The organism is Streptomyces sp. NPDC007808 (assembly GCF_042868655.1).
Classification (GTDB): Bacteria; Actinomycetota; Actinomycetes; order Streptomycetales; family Streptomycetaceae; genus Streptomyces.
In genome coordinates, this window is sequence record NZ_JBIAEQ010000010.1 from 285,294 (window position 1) to 303,008 (window position 17,715).

The following is a 17,715-nucleotide window of genomic DNA, read 5'->3' on the forward strand; positions in this document are numbered from 1 at the left end:
GGGCCTCTTTCATCCGGGATGCTGCGGTGCGCGCCCGTTCCGGCGCGGCTCAGCGGCGTTCGAAGACGTCGCGCAGGTATCGGGCTTCGGTACGGTCGAGGTGCTCCAGGAAGAGCCGCCGGGCCTCGTCCTTCTCGTCGGCCGGCACCACGTCGGCGGCCAGGCCGAGTTCGGAGGTGCGGGCCAGGGCGTAGAACTCGTCGCGCAGCAGGGAGCAGACGACGGCGTCCCAGTACCGGCCGTCGAGGAAGAAGTAGTCCCTGAGCACCCCTTCGAGGGTGAAGCCGCCGTGCGCGATGATCTGCACCATCTGCCGGTTGTGCAGTCCCAGGGTGAGCTGGACGCGGTGCGCGTTCTTCGCGTGGAACAGGTAGTTGAGCAGCAGGACGTTGGCCTCGACGCCGTGGCCCTGCGTCCACAGCCCGCTGGCGCCGATCGCGGAGCCGATGGTGTAGCTGCCCTCGTAGGCGAGGGGGCCCCAGTTGACCGCGCCGACCCGGGTGCCGTCGAGGGTGGCGATCATCAGGTAGTGCATGCCGCCCTGTTGGACGGCCTGGCGCAGCTGGTCGGCGGAGAGGAACTGCGGTGACCCCGAGGAGTAGGTGCTCACCGTGCTCGCGGACCAGTCCGCGATGAGCTGGAAGTCGTCGCCGGTGCACGCCTCCAGCGAGACGAGGTCGCCGCGCATCACGGCTCCCAGCGGCGCACGGCGAGTACGGCGTTGTGGCCCCCGAACCCGAACGAGTTGGTCAGCGCCGTGCGTACGTCGTGCCGCTGCGCCTCGTTGGGCACGAAGTTGAGTTCCGGGTCCTCGGGGTCGTCGCAGTTGAGGGTGGGCGGCACGATCCCGGTGGCCAGGGTGCGCAGCGTCGCGATGAGCTCCACCGCGCCGGCCCCGCCGATGAGGTGACCGATCATCGACTTCTGCGAGCTGATCGGGATGCGCGGGGCGTGGTCGCCGAACACGCCCCGTACGGCGGATATTTCGGTGGCGTCGTTGAGCGCGGTGCCGGTGCCGTGGGCGTTGATGTAGTCGACGTCCGCGGGCCCGATCCCCGCGTCGTCCAGCGCCATCCGCAGGGCGCGCTGGGCGCCGAGGCCCTCGGGGTGCGGGGCGGTGGCGTGGTAGGCGTCGGTGGTGGCGCCGTAGCCGATGATCTCGCCGAGGATCGGCGCGCCGCGTCGGACGGCGTGTTCGGCCTCCTCCACGACGACGATCCCCGCGCCGGCCCCGAAGACGAACCCGTCCCGGCCCCGGTCGAAGGGGCGGCTGGCGCGGGTGGGTTCGTCGTTGCGCCGCGACAGGGCGCGCACGTTGGACATGGCCGCGACGTCGAGGCGGGTGATCGGGTCGTCGGTGCCGCCGGCGATGACGGCGTCGACCCGGCCCGAGCGGATCATGTCCACGGCCTCGCCGACACAGGTGGTGCCGGTGGCGCAGGCGGTGATGATGGCACCGGTCGGGCCCTCGACGCCGTACCGCATGGCGATCTCGGCGGACGGGTTGTCCGGGGAGCCTCCGATGGCGTAGCCGGTGGGCACACCGCGGGGGCCTCGCTCGCGCAGGCGGTCGACCGCGTCGATGCCGGCGATGTTCGCCCCGTACCCGGAGCCGACGAGGGCGCCGATCCGGGGGCCGAGGCCGTGTTCCGCGGTGAGCTTGGACTGTTCCATGGCCTCCGCGGTGGCGGCGACGGCGAACCAGGCGAAGCGGTCCATGCGCCGGGCGGCGATCCCGGTCATGTACCGGGTGGGGTCGAAGCCCGTCACTTCGGCGGCGATGCGCGTGGGCAGGTCCGAGGCGTCGAATGCGGTGATCGGCCCGACGCCGCTGCGCCCGTCGACCAGCGCCGACCAGTACTCGTCGACGGTGGAGCCGGTCGCCGTGACCGCTCCCGCGCCGGTGATGACGACGCGCCGGCGCGGCACACCCTCAGCGTTGCGTGACATGGGACCTTCCATTTCGTTCGTTCCGGTCCGGACGGGCCGCCGGCACCCGGATCCGCTGTTCCAGGGTTCCGACGACGCGGGCGGTCAGGGCGGGCACGTCGACCTTGCCGCGGTGGGTGACGGGGAAGCTGTCCACCACCAGGAGGTGGTTGGGCTGCTCGAAGGGGGCCAGAAGGGCGCAGATGCGTTCCCGCCAGTGCCGGGCGTCCCCGCCCGCGGGATCCGCGACGACGAAGACCAGCTCGTGCCCGCGCCGTGCGTCCTCCAGCGGGATGATCTTCACGGGCCGTCCGCAGGCGGCGGCGCGGTGCTCCAGTACCTCGGGGTACAGGGTGTGGCCGAGCCGGTGGACGGCGGACGCGCGGCCCAGGACGAAGAGGTTGCCGTCCGCGTCCAGCCGGCCGAGGTCGCCGGTCCGGTACGGCCCGGCCGCGGGCGGGTCGAGGGTTCCCGCCGTGGTCAGGTAGCCGGCCATCAGGTCCGGGGTGCGCAGCCTGATCTCCCCGATCTCGCCGGGCGGCAGCGGGGTGCCGTCCTCGCCGGTGACGAGCACCTGGACGCCGTCCAGCACGCGCCCGCAGCCGACCGGGTTACCGGGCGTCGCGAAGGCCACGTTGCCGGCCTCCGTGCTGCCGTAGCCGTCGAGCAGGGGCGCGCCGACGGTGGCCGCGAAACGCCTCCCGAGGCCGCCGTCCATCGGAGCGCCGCCGGTGCACCAGAGCCGGACCCGGTCCAGCGCGGCGAGGAGACCGGGCCGGCGGTCGTCGAGGTTGAGCATGCTGAGGTAGGTGGCCGGGGTGGCGTCGACGACGGTGGCCCCGTGCTCGGCGCCGAGCCGGAGCGCCCGGTCGAGACGGGTGTAGGGGGTGATCAGCAGGTCGGCGCCGGCCATGCGGGCGAGCAGGAGCAGGGACAGCCCGTACTGGTGCGAGAAGGGCAGCAGCGGCAGGAAGGCGTCCTGCGGCCCGTAGCCCATCAGGCGCCGGGTGCGTTCCAGGTTCTCCAGGACGGCCCGGCCGGACTTGACGATGCCCTTGGGCTCGCCCGTGGATCCGGAGGACCACAGGACGAGGGCGTCCTCGCGCGTCCGCCAGTCGCTGTCCGACAGCGCTGTCACGGGGGCGGAGGGCAGGCGCGCCGCGGCGTCGGCCGCCAGCTGCGCCGTCGACACGGCGGTGACGCCCGCGGGTGCCGGGTCCGTGCAGTCGAGGACGGCGTGCCGGACCCGGGCCAGGGCGGCGAATCGCTCCGTGGCCTGCGGGGTCTGCTGGCCGTCGAGGAGGACGACCGAGGTGTCGAGGTGGATCAGCGCGAACAGCAGTGCCGGGTACAGGGCGGAGTTGCCGGCCTTGACCAGGACCCGGTCGCCGCGCCGCACACCCCGGTCGCGCAGAGCCCGCGCCACGGCCGCGGCGTACGCCTCGGCGTCGACGCTTGCGTGGGGCGCGAGGGGATCGACGATCCTGGTGGTGGCCATGGGGCGGTCGCTTCCTGCTTCCTGGGTGGTACGTGGCCGGATGACGGGGATGCTGAAGGGGCGGGCGGGTATCCCGCCCTGTAGGGATGGCGTGAGCCGAAGTGCAGCCGGCTCACGCCATCCCGCGGTCCTGCTAGTGAGCTGTCGCTCAGCAGTGCCAGCTGGACGCGCTGGCCGCCATCAGGGCGGTCTCCTCCTCGGAGGTCTCCAGCTCCTGAAGGTCGAGAATCGACTCGGTCATGTCACACACCTCCTCACGGGTCTCGGTGGTCCGTGCCGGGCGGGCGGCCCGGCCTGCCTCAGCACTCCCGGCTGGTGGCGTCGGCCGTGGTCAGGGCGGTCTCCTCGTCAGAGGTCGCCGGCTCCTGAAGGTCGAGAACGGGCTCGGTCACGGTCGTGCGCCTCCCTCCGGGGCCGTGCCGCCGCGGTGGGTCACCGCGGCGACTCAGCAGTGCCAGCTGGACGCGCTGGCCGCCATCAGGGCGGTCTCCTCCTCGGAGGTCTCCAGCTCCTGAAGGTCGAGAACGGACTCGGTCATGTCACACCTCCTTTCGCATGCCGATGGGTGCCGAGCCGGCCGGCGCGGCAGGTCTGTGGGCGGTCGGTGGACGGGGCCCTCACGCGGACCCGTCCACCACCGGGCGGGGAGTGAAGAAGGGCAGGAAGGGGCCGGTGCCGTCCACCGCGGCCCGGACACCGAGGAGCACTCCCGCGTTCCCGGTCGCCAGGTCCATCGAGAGGCGGTACGTCTGGTCGCCGGGAAAGGCGAGCCGCCCCCGGTAGGCGAGCTTGTGCCAGGTGAGCGCCTTGAGGTGGCGGCGCACCGCGTCCCGCGCCTCGGTGCCGGGGTCCCGGTGTGCCAGCCGTGCGGCGGTCGCCATCAGCCCGCTGCGGCCGTTGAGCAGGTGCGGCTCGGCCACGTACTCGGTCTGGCAGGCGCGCCGGACGGCGGGGAGAAGTTCCTCGATGCCGGGGTCGGGCCGCGCGGTGAGCAGTTCGTCCGCCACCAGGGCGATGCCGCCGCTGCCCACCTCCAGGTACGCCAGCGTGCGGATCCCGCGGTCGGCCACCTGCACGCTGCCGTTGGACCGGGTGACGCACACCTCCAGGTCGCGGTGCAGCGCCTGGAACGCCAGGTCGAGGTGGCGGGGATCGCCGTCGGCCTCGTACATGCGCTGCAGGAACAGTGCGCAGCCGGACCAGCCGTGCATCAGTCCCGCTCGGGCCGCCGTGGGAGCGGCGGGATGGCCGGGCTCGTTCAGCAGGCGCTCGATCCGCCCGGCGCGGAGCCGGGCCTGTTCCAGGTGCCCGGCGTCGTCGTACCGGTCGGCGAAGTACAGATGGGTCAGGCCCTCTCCGGCCGTGCCGCCGTACAGTCCGGCGTCGACGGTGGGCGGGGCGTCGCCGGCGTCGGCGAGCAGCTTGGCCGCCTCGTCGGCATGCCCGAGCTGGTCCAGGACGTAGGCGATGCCGTACCGGCCGCTGTAGAACCCGCGCCGCAGTACCGGTCCCCGGGCGAGGGCGTCCAGGAGCCAGCGCTCGTGCTCGGGGAACCGTCCCGCTCCGGTGGCGTGCAGGGCCCAGAGCACTCCGGCCGCGCCGTGCGCGAGGTTGAGCCCGTCGTGCAGGAACTGTTGGACGTCGCCCGGGAACAGCCGGTCCGTCCGCTCCGGCGTCGCGCTGAGCAGGATGGCCTCGGTCAATGACCTGCCGACGGCGTCCCAGTCCGGCTCGGGGGCGTCGAGATCCACGTCGAGCGGTGCGTCGAGCAGCTCGCTGCGGCGTCGCACCAGGGCGGCGGGCAGTGGTGAGGCTGCCGGGGCCGTGCCGGGTCGGGCGGGTACGGCGGTGTCCTCGCGCAGCCGGGCGATGAAGCCGTCCGGCAGGTCGGCGAAGCGTCGCTCGACGGTGTCGATGGTCTCCGCCAGCTTGGTCCGCGACAGCGGGAAGAGGCGGTTGACCGGGAGGAACAGCCACAGCCGCAGCATGGCGAGGGCGTAGCGGTCCACAGCGGTTCCGGTGACGCCGGGGGGCGCCAGGAAGCCCTGGGCGCCGAGCGCGGGGCGTGCGGACTCCTCGGACGCCTCGAAGGCCGCCTCGAAGTCGATGAGGGACAGCTCACCGTCGGGGGTGATCAGGACGTTGCCCGGGTGCAGGTCCCCGAAGACCACGCCGCGCTCGTGGGCGGCGGCGAGGAGCGCTTCGAGGCGGTCCGCGACGTCCACCGCCCTGGCCGTGTACGCGGCCTCCTCCGCACGCCCGGTCCCGAAGTGGACCATGGGGTGGTAGGTGGCCAGCCACAGCCACAGCACGTCGCCCGCCATGTGTTCCATGGCGAGGAAATGGTGGCCGTCGGCCTGGAAGCTGTCGTGGAGCCGCGGGATGCCGGGGATGCCGGCGAGTCGTTCGAGGGCCCAGCGCTCGCGCTCCAGCCGCTCGACGGCGTCCCGTCCGGACATGTCCAGGCCGGCCCCGGGGCGCGCCTCCTTGAGCACGACCTGCCGGTTGTCCGACAGCCGCTCGGCGAGGTAGACGCCGCCGCCGTTGGAGAAGTGCAGGGCGCGCAGCACCCGGTAGGGGAAGCTGCCGCTGCCGGACCTGCGGCGCTCCAGGTGGGGACGGAGGAAGTCGGGGACCTCCACCCACGGTGGGGCGTAGTGCCCGGGGCGGCGTTCGTCCGGTACCAGCGTTCCGTCGGCGTCCTCGATGGCGAGGACCCGATCGCCCTTGGCATCGGTACAGAAACGCGTGCGAAACCCTCCGTACCGGACATGAAGCGGGCCCTCTCCCCAGCGCAGGTCGCTCAGGATGTAAGGTCCAGAGGTGCCCTGGAGCAATGACGCCAGCTCTTCCAGCGTGCGCCGGAGCTGTTCGTCGTCCGCAGGGTAAATAGTGACGAGTTTCCCGCTCGCCTGGCGCGGCATGTACTTCGAGTTGTACATCCGAAACAGGTGTCGGTCGCGCAGGAATTTGAAGGGTATTTCCCGCTCGACGCAATAGGACCAGGTCGTTTCCACTATCCGTTCGGCATCGGCCGCCACCGCGGAGATGTGAATTTTCCATCCCTGCGCGGGAAGCTCGACACCCTCCGGCTTGAGGGACACCCAGACGTCCTGCCCGGTGCGGGCCCAACCGGCCGGCGGCTCACGGTCAGCCGCAGCGAATCGGTCCTGGTCAGCAGCCCATTGAGCGGGCGTCTCATAGAAGACGAGGTCCGCCCAGCCGTACAGCTGGCGCTGCTCGATCACTTGGCCTCCTGACAGGTCCATGACGCATTCCCCCGGCTGCGCGATGGGGACCGCGTTCCGGCGCCTCTGTTTTCCAGGCAGACATAGCCTGCAGTTTCGCGGGGGCTGGGCGCGTCATTCCGGCCAGTGAAGTCGGCTAGTTCTTAGGTTTACATTCCGGGTCACCCGGAAGGAGGATCCCTTCACCGAAAGATCATGTTGTGATGATCAGAGATGGGCGCACCGGACCCCTCCACCCCACACGGGGCTTCACGGTGGGCCCTCGACTCGGGGGTTAGTTCAGTACATGACCATTCGCATACTCGTGGCGCACACAGAAGGACTCGCCAGAGCCGGCATCGTCCGGATCCTCCACAGCGACGAGGAAATAAGCGTCGTGGCCGAGGCCGCGTCGGGCAGCCAGGCAGTGCACCTCACTCGACGTCTTCGACCGGACATCGCCATCATCGACGGCGGCCGGCTGGGACTCGGCAGCCCGGACGTGATCAGAGACATCGCCGACCTCGGTACCACCGATGTCCTGGTGCTGACACCGAACCAGGTGGACGGCGCCATCCTCCAGTCACTGAGCGCCGGTGCCGTCGGTTTCCTGCCGATGGACACCGACGCCCAGCAGTTGATCCACGTCATCCGGCTCATCGCCGACGGACTGGGCTTCATGGATCCCACAGTCATCAGGGCCCTGGTGAACGCCGCGGCCAACGTGGGACCCGAGGACCTGGTCACGCTGGACGACCGGTTCGCCCGCGTGCTGACCCCACGCGAGCAACAGGTACTCGCCTACGTGAGCCAGGGCCTTTCCAATCTTGAGATCGCCGCCCTCCTGACCGTGTCCGAGAACACGGTCAAGACCCATGTCAGCCGCGTCCTGGGAAAGCTCGGCCTGCGCAGCCGGGTGGAGGCGGCACTCAGCGTTCGTGACAGCTGGGTGAGACAGCGGGCCAGCTGACCACCCCGCAGGAACCTCAGCGCCCCAACCGACGCACGAAAAGATGGGAACGAAAACATGACCACTCAGTCCACCGAGACCCTCGACCAGGAACTGTTCGGTGCCGTCGCCGACCTTCTCGTGGAGATAGCCGAGATCCCCGCCGGGGACATCACGCCCGAGGCCCGCTTCCGTGACGACCTCGACGTCGACTCCCTGCTGATGGTGGAGTTCGGCGTGTCCATCGAGGACCGCTTCGGAGTGGCCATCCCCGACGAGGAGTTCACCCAGCTGCACACCGTCGGTGAACTCGTCGCCTTCGTCCAGCGGCACAAGTCCGCCTGACCCGGCCGGGGTTGCCGCGGTCCACGGGTGTCTGCCCGGCCAGGGTCGCCACGGTCCGCGGGTGTCCGCCCGGCCGGGGTTGCCACGGTCTCCGCGGGTGTCCGCCCGGCAGGCGCCCGCGGATCCGAGTGCCCGCCGGGCGGTCACGCCACGAGGTGCGCCGCGCGGTACTGACGCCCGCTGTCGACGAGTTCGCCGGCGAGGCGTCCGTACAGCTGCCACCACCGCGGCCGTCGGGCGCGACCTCCTTGACGCAGACCGCGCCGACCGACCGGCACCGCCTCGCCTGCGCAACGCCGGCCGACCTCCGTGACACGGCCGTCCCACCCGCTCGACGGGGGGCGGCCCGCACGACGCCGACGCCACGGGACCGGCCGGCCCATGGGAGGCGTGGGGAACCTCGCACCTCCCCGGACCGCAGCCCACGGCACGCCACGGCAAGGCAGCGCACCGCGGCGGCCACCTCGCCCGGCACGTGGCGTGGCACGGACGCCTGGACTTCGAACCCGAGCACGGACGCCTGCACTTCGGGTCCGGGCACGCCCTGACTTCGAACCCGGGCACGCCCGGACTTTGAACCCGGGCACGCCTGCACTTGAAACCCGGGCACGTCTGCACTTCGAACCCGGCCCCCGAACCGACCGACCATCGGCTCGGGGGCCCGGCGCCCTCGACCGGGCCCGCACCCTGCCTGTGGGCCGGTCCAGGGGGTGTCTCGAAGTTCCCGCTCAGCACGCACGGCGCCCGGCACGCCCTCTGGCCGCACCGGCCGAAACAGCGCGTACGTCCGGTGCGAGGGCCTTCGGCGGGGCACCCCAAAGCACGCGCCGGACACCGCGGTCATCGCACAGGGCTGCCCCAACAGCGCACCTAGGCCAATACGGAGGGATCCGCGCCGCGCGCCGCCGCAGCATCGGGCCGCAGAACGGCGGCGGCGAAACGCAGCGTGGTGTTGATGTCCGGCATACCTGCGGCCACCCCCACCTTGGCCTTGTGGACGGAGACGCCCGGCTGCATGGGGGCCACATGGAAGCCGTCCTCCGCCAGCCGGCTGAGGTTGCGCTGCACGGACGGCCGCTCGAAGGCGCCTTCGGGGATGCTGGGCGCCAGCACCACGGGCGCCCGCGTGGACAGTACGGTGCTCAGGGCGAGGCTGTCCGGCATGCCGAGCGCGCACTTGGCGACGAAGTTGGTCGTGGCCGGGGCTACGATCACGAGGTCGGCCCACTCCGCCAGTTCCTGGTGCGGTGTCACGCCACGGGCGGTGTCCCAGTCGGGGCCCTCGACCGGAGCCTGCGTGGCGGCGGCCAGGGCCTGCGAGGACACCAGTTGGGACGCGGCATGCGTGAGGCAGGCCCGGATGTCCCAGCCGTACCACATCCTCATCAGCACCGCCCAGCTCGGCAGAGCCGTGACCCCGAACGCTCCACAGCCCACGAGCAGGAGCCGTGAGCGGGGCAGGTCGATGACGGGAGGACCCGCCTTCACGGTGCCGGCGCGGCTCTTTTCCGGTTCTGCGGCCATGTCACTCCTCGGGACTCCCTGATTGTTCCGCCCCATTCCATCGAAAGGCAGATAATCCCCGGATCCCTCGCACGCATGACTCCGGCGTCACCTTTGGAACTACCTGTCGCCAACCTTTCTATGATTCGTCGCCGAAGACCGGGGGACGGCTTGCCCGTTGCGCGCCGACCGGCCTAGTGTTCGAGTGCACCGGGCCAGATGAATCCGTTCAGCACATGTCAGGAATGAGACCGGTCACCAATGAATTCCATTGATTCCGCAGGGGATTCCCGAATCTTATGGGAGCTTGAGGAGGTCGTCGAGAAGGAGCTCAACCGGCACCTTTCGGCGACCCGGGAATGGTTTCCGCACGAGTACGTTCCATGGAGTCGCGGCCGTGATTTCGACAGCCTGCCCGGCGGCGAGCCATGGTCTGCGGAGCAGTCCCCGGTCGGTGAACTGGCCGCCGTCGCCCTCAAGGTGAACCTGCTGACCGAGGACAACCTTCCGACGTACCACCACCAGTTCGCGACGCTCTTCGGGGAGGACGGCGCCTGGGGCACCTGGGTGCACCGATGGACGGCCGAGGAGGCCAGGCACTCGGTGGTGATCCGCGACTACCTGCTCACCTCACGCGCCCTCGACCCGGTCGACCTGGAGCGGGCCCGCATGGCGCACATGTCCACCGCCCCGCCCAGCAACGACGTCGGAGTGCTGGAGAACGTCGCCTACGTCGCCTTCCAGGAGCTGGCCACCAGGATCTCGCACCGCAACACCGGCCGGGTGTCGGGTGATCCGGTCTGCGAGCGGATGCTCGCCCGGGTCGCCATGGACGAGAACCTGCACATGGTCTTCTACCGCAACGTCCTGGCGGCGGCGCTGGATCTCGCTCCGGACGAGACCATGCGAGCGATCACCAACGTGGTGTCGTCCTTCGCCATGCCGGGAGCCGGCATTCCGGGATTCACCCGGGCCGCGGCGCGCATGGCCGTGGGAGACATCTACAACATCCGGATCCACCACGATGAGGTGCTTCAGCCGGTCCTGCGCCATCTGAACGTACTCGACCGCCATGGACTCGGTGCCGAGGGCCGGCGATTCCAGGACGAACTGGGCCGACATCTGGAGGCGGTGGACGCGCAGGCGATCCGCTTCGACGAAAAGCGGGCCACCGTGCTGGCCCGCATGGCGGACCGGGAAAAGCAGGGCCGGTAGGCCGGCACTTTCAGACGTGAATGCGAGATCCCCATGTCACGTGTTCACCGTGCGCACGGCGACGTACTGCACGCCGTTCTCACACATATCCGCATCCGACTCCGAGGAGATATCCGTGGACGTAGCCACCCAACTGAACAAGCAGGCCGAACTCCGCAGCGTGGCCATCGACGACGAGGAGGGCGTGGTCTTCAGCCGCCAGGAGCCGGTGCTCGCCACTCCCACCCTCATCATGGCCGCCCGTGTCGCCGTGGCCACGGCCCTCGTCTACACGGCACGCCGCTGAGCCCGTCGCTCGACGAACGACCTCGATGGGCCGCCCCGTGGACCCGCCGCTCGCCGAGCCGTCGGTCACCGTGCGGGTCGCCGTGGCGGCCGGGGCCGGTGTGCGCACCGCTCCCCGGGGGTCCCAGGCGATCGGCTGACCTCGCCCGCGGCCTCCACCGCGGGTGAACCCCGCCGGGCCGGGCCACTGGTCCGGCCCGGCGGGGCGGGGCAACGCGTGCGGCCCCTCGTTTCCCCTTTTCACCGCTCGTGGTTCCGGAGGCCACCCTGTGAGCATTGCCAGAAAGATCGCCTCGGCGTTCCTCGGGCCGATACCCGTGTCCCGGGGCCGCGCACTGGGCACCTCGGAACGGCTGGCCGCCGCGACGGCCCTCACCTCCTCCCTGGAGTACCTCTCCCAGCGCAGGCAGATCCGCAAGGGAGGATTCAACGACTGGTCCGTGGCCCGCCGGGCCCACGCCGACTCGTCCCCCGTCACCCGCAAGCTGCTGGACCTCGTCAGCGGCGAACGGACCACCACCGCCCTGCACATGGCCAGGGTGGCGGTGAGCGCCGGCCTGCTGCTGCCGGGCGACAGCCGGCTCCGCGGCGCGGGCAGTCTCTTCCTCGGCGCGACGGCCCTGGCCCTGTACCCCCGGCACCGCTACGGCACCGACGGCTCGGACCAGGTCTCGACGCTGGTGCAGACCGCCATGGGCGCCGCCCGGCTGTCCCGCTCCCCGACCACGCAGGACGCCCTGATGTGGTACGTCGCCCTGCAGGGGAACCTCTCCTACGTCGTCGCCGGCTGGGCCAAGCTGCTCGGCACGTCCTGGCGGGACGGCACCGCCCTGGGCGGCATCATGCGCACCCGTACGTACGGGCACGGCCCGACGTACGCGCTCACGCAGAAGCACCCCCGAGCCGCGAAGTACCTCACCCACGGGGTGCTCGCCCTGGAGTGCCTCTTCCCGGTCGCCTACCTCGCCGGTGGCCGACTCGCGAAGCCGGTGATCGGCGCGGCGGCCGGCTTCCACCTGGCGAACGGCTTCGTCATGGGGCTCGGCCGCTTCGTCACCGCGTTCGTCGCGATGCACCCGGCGATCGCCTACACGTCGGCGCCGAAGGACCATCCGTCCGTCGCCGGCCGCGACGACCGGGTCCTGAAGACCGCGGCCGTGGTGTTCGCCTCGGCCGTGTCCGCGGCCGGAGCCGTCGCCGTGCACCGGCGGCTGCGGGCGATCGAGGGCTGGCCGCGTTCCCTTCGCGCGACCACCCGGCACGGCAACGAGCTCCAGTACGAGATGAACCCCGGGGAGCCGGACCGGCCGGTCCTGGTGTTCGCCACCGGCATGCTCTCGACCTCCGAGCACTTCGGCTGGATCACGGACACCATCCGTCACGACGGCAGGTTCGGGTTCCTGACCTACGCCCGCGCCGGGTACGCGGGCAGCCGGTACCGGAGCAAGGCCCCCTACCGACTCGCCGAAGCGGTGGACGACCTGGTCGACCTGGTCGGCGCCGCCGTCCCGGCCGACCGCGACGTGGTGCTGGTCGGCCACTCCCTGGGCGGCGAACTGGCGCGGCGCGCCGCCGCCCGGCTCGGCGAGCGGGTGCGGGCGGTGGTCTACCTGGACTCCTCTCACCCGGGTGAGCTCAACCGCTCGCAGCAGCAGAGCGCGTCGGCGAAGCCGCTGGGTGCCTCCCTCTCCCTCATGGTGTGGTCCCTGCGGTGCGGCGCGGGCGTGCTGCTGGCCCGGCCCGGGTGGCTGGAGGCCCTCCCCGCCATGTTCCGCAAGCGGGTCTTCGACCAGTACGCGGACGCCCGGATGTGGGTGGCCGGACACCGCGAATGGAAGGCCGTGGAAAGCGAGTTCCGGGCCCACACAGGCGAACTGGCTGCCGTGACCAGCCACGCCCTGGTGGTCTCGGCGCAGCGGACCGTCGACAAGGATCCCGAGCATCTGCTCATGCATCACGAGATCGCCGACGCGCACCGCGGTGCCGGGCGCACGGTCGAAACCGTCGTGCTGGAAGGGGCCGACCACGACTCCCTGCTGACCGACGGCCGGTACGGCGTGGAGGTCGGCCGTCTCCTCCTGGACTTCGTGACGCGCACGGCCGAACCGGCGAAGACCTCCGAGAGGAAGGAGCAGACCGCATGAAAAGGATCCTCGTCGACGCTTTCCGCGGCCCTGGTGCGGCGGCTCGTATCGCCGGGACCGCGCTGCTGCTCGGAACCGTGGCGATCCAGCACCCCAACTCGGCCTTCAACCGCCTGGAGGCCAGGGACCGGTTCTCCCTCCTGCCCAACTGGCGCTTCTTCGCGCCCAATCCGGCGACGTACGACTACCACTTCTTCTACCGCACCCAGGACTCCTCCGGTACGACGTCCGAGTGGCGCACGGTCGACGTGATCGAGGGCCGCAAGATGCACCAGATCTTCTGGTTCCCCGGGCGGCGGCCGGAGAAGGCCGTCTTCGACATCTGCTCCGAACTGCTCGGGCCCATGAACGCGGGCATCGACGCGATGACCGAGACCACCGGCTACGCCGTGCTCGTCGCCCACCTGCGGGAGCGGATCCGCGCCGAGAACGCCCCGGACAGCGTCCAGGGCTTCCAGTTCGGCCTGGCCCGCGCCGCCGGATTCGCCGAGACGGAGCCGGAGACGATCTTCGTATCGCCGTTCACCCCCATGGACCCCCGCCCCACACCCCCGCGCGTGCGCCCCGAAGCCCCCGCCGCGCACGCCTGAGAGGGAAGCACGCCTTGAGCACCATCGACGACATCGGCTACGGCCGGCAGTTCAGCGGCTGGTACGACCGGATCTTCCCGCGCGACGAGTCGGCCCGGCTGACGGCACAGCGCCTGGCCGAGCTGCACCCGGAGCCCGGCGCGGCCTGTCTCGAACTCGGTGTCGGCACGGGCCGGATCGCCATCCCGCTGGCAGGACTCGCCGGGCCGGTGACCGGCGTGGACTCCTCCCCCGAGATGCTCGCCGTCCTGGCCCGGGAGGCCGAAAGAGCCGGCGCCGCGGTGACGGGTGTCGTCGGCGACATCCGCAGGCCGACCGGTGACGACACGTACGGGCTGGTGTACTGCGTCTGCGCGACCCTCTCGATGCTGCTGACCGCGGAGGAACAGCGGGCCGCGGTCGGGCACGCCGCCGCCCGGCTGGCCCCGGGCGGCCGGCTGGTGATCGAGACGCACAACCCGGCCGCCGTCGCCGACCTGCACGAAGGACAGCGCAACATCAGCTACTTCGTCCCGTACCCGGAGCCGGGCACCGGTCTGCAGACCTACTCGACTCTGGTCCCCGACGCCGGCCTGTGGCACGTCTCCCACATCTGGCACGAGAAGGACGGCACCACCCGGGTGGGCACCGAGGCGAGCCGGCTGACGACTCCGGACGAGGTCGACGCGTACGCGACGGCCGCCGGGCTCCGCCCGGCCCACCGGTGGTCCGACTGGCTGGGGACACCCTGGGACGGGGGCGGCGCCCTGTTCGTCAACGTCTACGAGCGCCCGGCATGAGCGGGTGGGCCCTCGCCCGACGGCACGGGCGCCTGCTGGCTCTCGGGGTCGCCGTCGGCCTGCTCGGGACCGCCGCCTCGCTGGCGCAGCCGCTGGTCATCAGCGACCTGATCGACGCCGCGGGCGGAGGCAGGCCCCTCGCCCCGGTGATCGCCCTGGTCGCCGCCCTGTTCTGCGCCGACGCCGCCCTGGCCGCGCTGGAGGCGTACCTGGTGGGCCGGGCGGGCGAGAACACGGTCCTCGTGATACGCCGCACGCTGACGGCGCGGCTGCTGCGGGCGACCCTGTCCGACTACCGGCGCTTCGACCCCGGCGACGTCTTCACCCGCATGGTGGCGGACACCGCCCTCGCCAGGATCGCGATCACCCAGTCGCTGTCCCAGATCACCACCAACGCCTTCATGGTCGTGGGCGGCATCGTGCTGATGGGGTGGATCGACCTTCCCCTGCTGCTGCTGACCCTGCTGTGCCTCGGTGCGGCGGCCGCCGTCTCACTGCTGCTGGCCCGCCGGGTCCGGGTCGCCGCGACCGACAACCGGGAGGACACCTCACGGTTCGGCTCCGCACTGCAGCGGGCGCTCGGCGCCCTGACCACCGTGAAGGCGTCACGCGCCGAGGAACGGGAGACCGAGCGCATCGCCGGCCTGGCCCGCGACGCACACCGGTCCGGCGTACGGGTCAGCGCGTACTCCGCGCTGCTCACCCCTGCCATGAACGTCGGTACCCAGGTGGCCCTGACCGCCGTGATCGGCTGGGGCATGACACGGGTCGCCGCCGGACACCTGTCCACGGCCGACCTCACCGCGTTCATGATGTACCTCTTCTACCTGATCTCCCCGCTGGTCACCCTGTTCATGGCCATCGGGCAGTTCCAGCAGGGGCGGGCGGCCGTCGACCGGCTCACGGAACTGGCGGAGATCGAACAGGAGGAGGATCCGCGGCACGGAAGCCACCCGGATCCGACGGACCGGGGCGGCGCGCCCGCGCCGCCCGCCGACTCGGAGGTTTCGGCGGTCGAGTTCGACGGCGTCACCTTCGGGTACGGCGCCGAACCCGTGCTGCACGAGGTGTCGTTCTCGGTGCCCGCACGCGGACTGACCGCGCTGGTGGGCCCGTCGGGCGCGGGGAAGACCACCGTCTTCCAGTTGATCGAGCGCTTCCACCAGCCCGATGCCGGCACGGTGCGCGTCGGCGGCGCGGACGTGTCCACCCTGCCCCTGGACACCCTGCGCGGCACGGTCGGCTACGTGGAGCAGGAGCATGCCCTGCTCAGCGGCACCATCCGCGAGAACCTGCGCTACGCCGCACCCGACGCCGACGACGCCGCGATCGCCCTGGCCCTGGACCGGGCCGGGCTCACCGAGCTCGTCGCGCGGCTGCCCGACGGGCTCGACACCGAACTCGGCGACCGCGGCACCGGACTGTCCGGGGGGCAGCGTCAGCGGCTCGCCATCGCCCGGACGCTGCTGCAGCAGCCCTCGGTCGTCCTGCTGGACGAGGCCTCCGCCCACCTCGACGGGGAGACGGAGGAGTCGCTGCGCCGGGCCGTCGCCGAACTCGCCCGGCACTGCGCGGTCGTCACGATCTCCCACCGCCTGTCGAGTGTGACCGACGCCGACCAGATCGTCCTGTTGGAGGGTGGCCGGGTCCGGGCGGTCGGCGTGCACGGCGCACTCATGGCCGACGACCCGCTGTACCGCCGTCTGGCCGGGACGCGGCTCGCCGTCGGCGGTGACGACCCGGCCGCCGGCGCCGGGGCTGCCGTCGCGGAGGCGGTCCGGTGAGCGCCGTGGACGCCGCGATCGTGGGCACGGGTCCCAACGGGCTGGCCGCCGCGGTGACGCTGGCCCGTGCCGGGCTGCGGGTGGAGATGTACGAGGGGGCCGACGAGATCGGCGGCGGTCTGCGGACGCGCCCGCTCTTCGACTCGGACGTCGTGCACGACATCTGCTCCGCCGTCCACGCGATGGCCCTCGCCTCGCGGTTCTTCCGCGAGTTCGACCTCGCCGCTCGTGACGTCGAACTGCTGCGGCCGGACATCTCCTACGCCCATCCCCTGCCGGACGGTCCGCCCGGGATCGCCCACCGCGACCTGGCGCGCACCTGCGCGGGTCTTGGCCCCGACGGGAAGCGCTGGCACCGGCTCATGGCACCGCTGGTGGAGCGCGGAACCGCCGTTGTCGACCTGGTCCTGGCGGGGGGCCGCGCGCTGCCGGGCGATCCGGTCGCCGCGGCCAGGCTGCTCACCCGGGTCCTCGCGCACGCGACGCGGTTCGTCCCGGACGGGTTCACCACCGAGCGGGCCGCGGCCCTGCTCACCGGGGTGGCCGCGCACGCCGTCGGCCCCCTGCCCAGTCCCTCCTCGGCGGGCGTCGCGATGCTGCTCGGTCATCTGGCCCACAGCTCGGGCTGGCCCCTCCCACGCGGCGGCAGCGCGTCGATCGCCCGCGCCCTCGCGGCCGACGTACGGGCGCACGGCGGCGTCCTGCACACCGGCACACGCGTCGACGACCTGCGGGACCTGGGCGCCGTGCCCTTGGTGCTGCTGGACACGAGCCCGAAGGAATTCCTGCGCATCGCAGGTGACCGGCTGCCGCCGGGCTATGTCCGAGGGCTCCGGTCGTTCCGGTACGGACCGGCGGCGGCCAAGGTGGACTTCCTGGTCTCGCGGCCCGTTCCGTGGCGGGACCGGGAGGTCGGCCGGGCCGGCACCGTCCATCTCGGGGGTACGCGCGCCGAGATGGACCGCCAGGAGACGCTCACCGCCCGCGGCACCCCCACCGATCGTCCGTTCGTCCTCGTCGTGGAGCCCGCGGCCACCGACCCCGGCCGTGCCCGGCCCGGGAAGTACCCGGTCTGGGCGTACGCGCACGTCCCCCACGGCGACGACCGGGATCCGACGACGCTCGTCACACGGCGGATCGAGCGTTACGCCCCGGGGTTCGGCGACACCGTGATCGCGCGTCGAGCGGTCACCGGCCGGCAGTTCGAGGCCTACAACCCGAACTACGTCGGCGGGGACATCGGCGCGGGAGCCATGACCGTACGACAGAGCCTGCTGCGTCCCACGGCCCGGCTCGACCCCTACCGCACGCCTCTGCCGGGTGTGTACCTCTGCTCCGCCTCCACGCCACCGGGGCCCGGGGTGCACGGGATGAGCGGCCATCTGGCAGCCCTGTCCGCCCTGCGCCGCACCCACGGTGTACGCCGGCGGCCCTCGCTGGCGCCTGTGCCGCCCGCGGACCGGTGAG

Annotated in this window: 16 protein-coding genes; 9 read left to right on the plus strand and 7 right to left on the minus strand. The window is 71.8% G+C overall.

What is annotated here, in order from left to right:
- Nucleotides 1–49 precede the first annotated feature (49 nt).
- The 6 genes from ACFYNL_RS34425 to lanKC all read right to left on the minus strand — a co-directional run bounded on the left by ACFYNL_RS34425 (nt 50) and on the right by lanKC (nt 6,696).
- A complete protein-coding gene (locus ACFYNL_RS34425) occupies nt 50–688 on the minus strand; it encodes a GNAT family N-acetyltransferase (protein WP_388810648.1) in 639 nt (212 codons plus the stop codon).
- A complete protein-coding gene (fabF, locus tag ACFYNL_RS34430) occupies nt 688–1,950 on the minus strand; it encodes a beta-ketoacyl-ACP synthase II (RefSeq protein ID WP_388810651.1) in 1,263 nt (420 codons plus the stop codon). Before fabF ends, ACFYNL_RS34425 begins: the two co-directional genes overlap by 1 nt.
- Nucleotides 1,934–3,427 carry a class I adenylate-forming enzyme family protein gene (locus tag ACFYNL_RS34435; protein WP_388810654.1) on the minus strand — a complete coding sequence of 498 codons (1,494 nt, stop codon included), beginning with the start codon at nt 3,425–3,427 and terminating at the stop codon, nt 1,934–1,936. The genes fabF and ACFYNL_RS34435 overlap by 17 nt, the downstream gene beginning before the upstream one ends.
- 148 nt (nt 3,428–3,575) lie before the next feature.
- Nucleotides 3,576–3,668 (minus strand): class III lanthipeptide, encoded by a 93-nt coding sequence (locus ACFYNL_RS34440; RefSeq protein ID WP_388810657.1) that lies wholly within the window; start codon nt 3,666–3,668, stop codon nt 3,576–3,578.
- Nucleotides 3,669–3,872: 204 nt separating this feature from the next.
- On the minus strand, nt 3,873–3,965 hold the full coding sequence (locus ACFYNL_RS34445) for a class III lanthipeptide (protein WP_019757305.1): 93 nt from the start codon (nt 3,963–3,965) through the stop codon (nt 3,873–3,875).
- Nucleotides 3,966–4,044: 79 nt separating this feature from the next.
- Nucleotides 4,045–6,696 (minus strand): class III lanthionine synthetase LanKC, encoded by a 2,652-nt coding sequence (gene lanKC, locus ACFYNL_RS34450; protein WP_388810659.1) that lies wholly within the window; start codon nt 6,694–6,696, stop codon nt 4,045–4,047.
- Nucleotides 6,697–6,961: 265 nt separating this feature from the next.
- On the opposite strand from lanKC, the gene ACFYNL_RS34455 reads away from it, so the two are divergent.
- Nucleotides 6,962–7,624, plus strand: coding sequence for a LuxR C-terminal-related transcriptional regulator (locus tag ACFYNL_RS34455; RefSeq protein ID WP_388810662.1), 663 nt, complete (start codon nt 6,962–6,964; stop codon nt 7,622–7,624).
- 57 nt (nt 7,625–7,681) lie between these two features.
- On the plus strand, nt 7,682–7,948 hold the full coding sequence (locus ACFYNL_RS34460; protein WP_388810665.1) for an acyl carrier protein: 267 nt from the start codon (nt 7,682–7,684) through the stop codon (nt 7,946–7,948).
- 870 nt (nt 7,949–8,818) lie between these two features.
- Here ACFYNL_RS34460 and ACFYNL_RS34465 read toward each other — a convergent pair.
- Nucleotides 8,819–9,472, minus strand: a complete 654-nt coding sequence (locus ACFYNL_RS34465; protein WP_388810667.1) for a flavoprotein — start codon at nt 9,470–9,472, stop codon at nt 8,819–8,821.
- Nucleotides 9,473–9,712: 240 nt separating this feature from the next.
- Here ACFYNL_RS34465 and ACFYNL_RS34470 point away from each other — a divergent pair, with 240 nt between their 5' ends.
- The 7 genes from ACFYNL_RS34470 to ACFYNL_RS34500 all read left to right on the plus strand — a co-directional run bounded on the left by ACFYNL_RS34470 (nt 9,713) and on the right by ACFYNL_RS34500 (nt 17,714).
- Entirely contained in the window at nt 9,713–10,666 is a 954-nt protein-coding gene (locus ACFYNL_RS34470) for an acyl-ACP desaturase (protein ID WP_388810670.1), read from the plus strand.
- Nucleotides 10,667–10,781: 115 nt separating this feature from the next.
- Nucleotides 10,782–10,952 (plus strand): hypothetical protein, encoded by a 171-nt coding sequence (locus ACFYNL_RS34475; protein ID WP_158751434.1) that lies wholly within the window; start codon nt 10,782–10,784, stop codon nt 10,950–10,952.
- 268 nt (nt 10,953–11,220) lie between these two features.
- Entirely contained in the window at nt 11,221–13,095 is a 1,875-nt protein-coding gene (locus ACFYNL_RS34480; RefSeq protein ID WP_388810674.1) for an alpha/beta fold hydrolase, read from the plus strand.
- Nucleotides 13,092–13,685, plus strand: coding sequence for a hypothetical protein (locus ACFYNL_RS34485; protein WP_388810675.1), 594 nt, complete (start codon nt 13,092–13,094; stop codon nt 13,683–13,685). The genes ACFYNL_RS34480 and ACFYNL_RS34485 overlap by 4 nt, the downstream gene beginning before the upstream one ends.
- A gap of 14 nt (nt 13,686–13,699) precedes the next feature.
- Nucleotides 13,700–14,464, plus strand: coding sequence for a class I SAM-dependent methyltransferase (locus ACFYNL_RS34490; RefSeq protein WP_388810677.1), 765 nt, complete (start codon nt 13,700–13,702; stop codon nt 14,462–14,464).
- Nucleotides 14,461–16,248 (plus strand): ABC transporter ATP-binding protein, encoded by a 1,788-nt coding sequence (locus ACFYNL_RS34495; protein WP_388810680.1) that lies wholly within the window; start codon nt 14,461–14,463, stop codon nt 16,246–16,248. Before ACFYNL_RS34490 ends, ACFYNL_RS34495 begins: the two co-directional genes overlap by 4 nt.
- Entirely contained in the window at nt 16,245–17,714 is a 1,470-nt protein-coding gene (locus tag ACFYNL_RS34500; protein WP_388810683.1) for a phytoene desaturase family protein, read from the plus strand. The genes ACFYNL_RS34495 and ACFYNL_RS34500 overlap by 4 nt, the downstream gene beginning before the upstream one ends.
- Nucleotide 17,715: the final 1 nt, after the last annotated feature.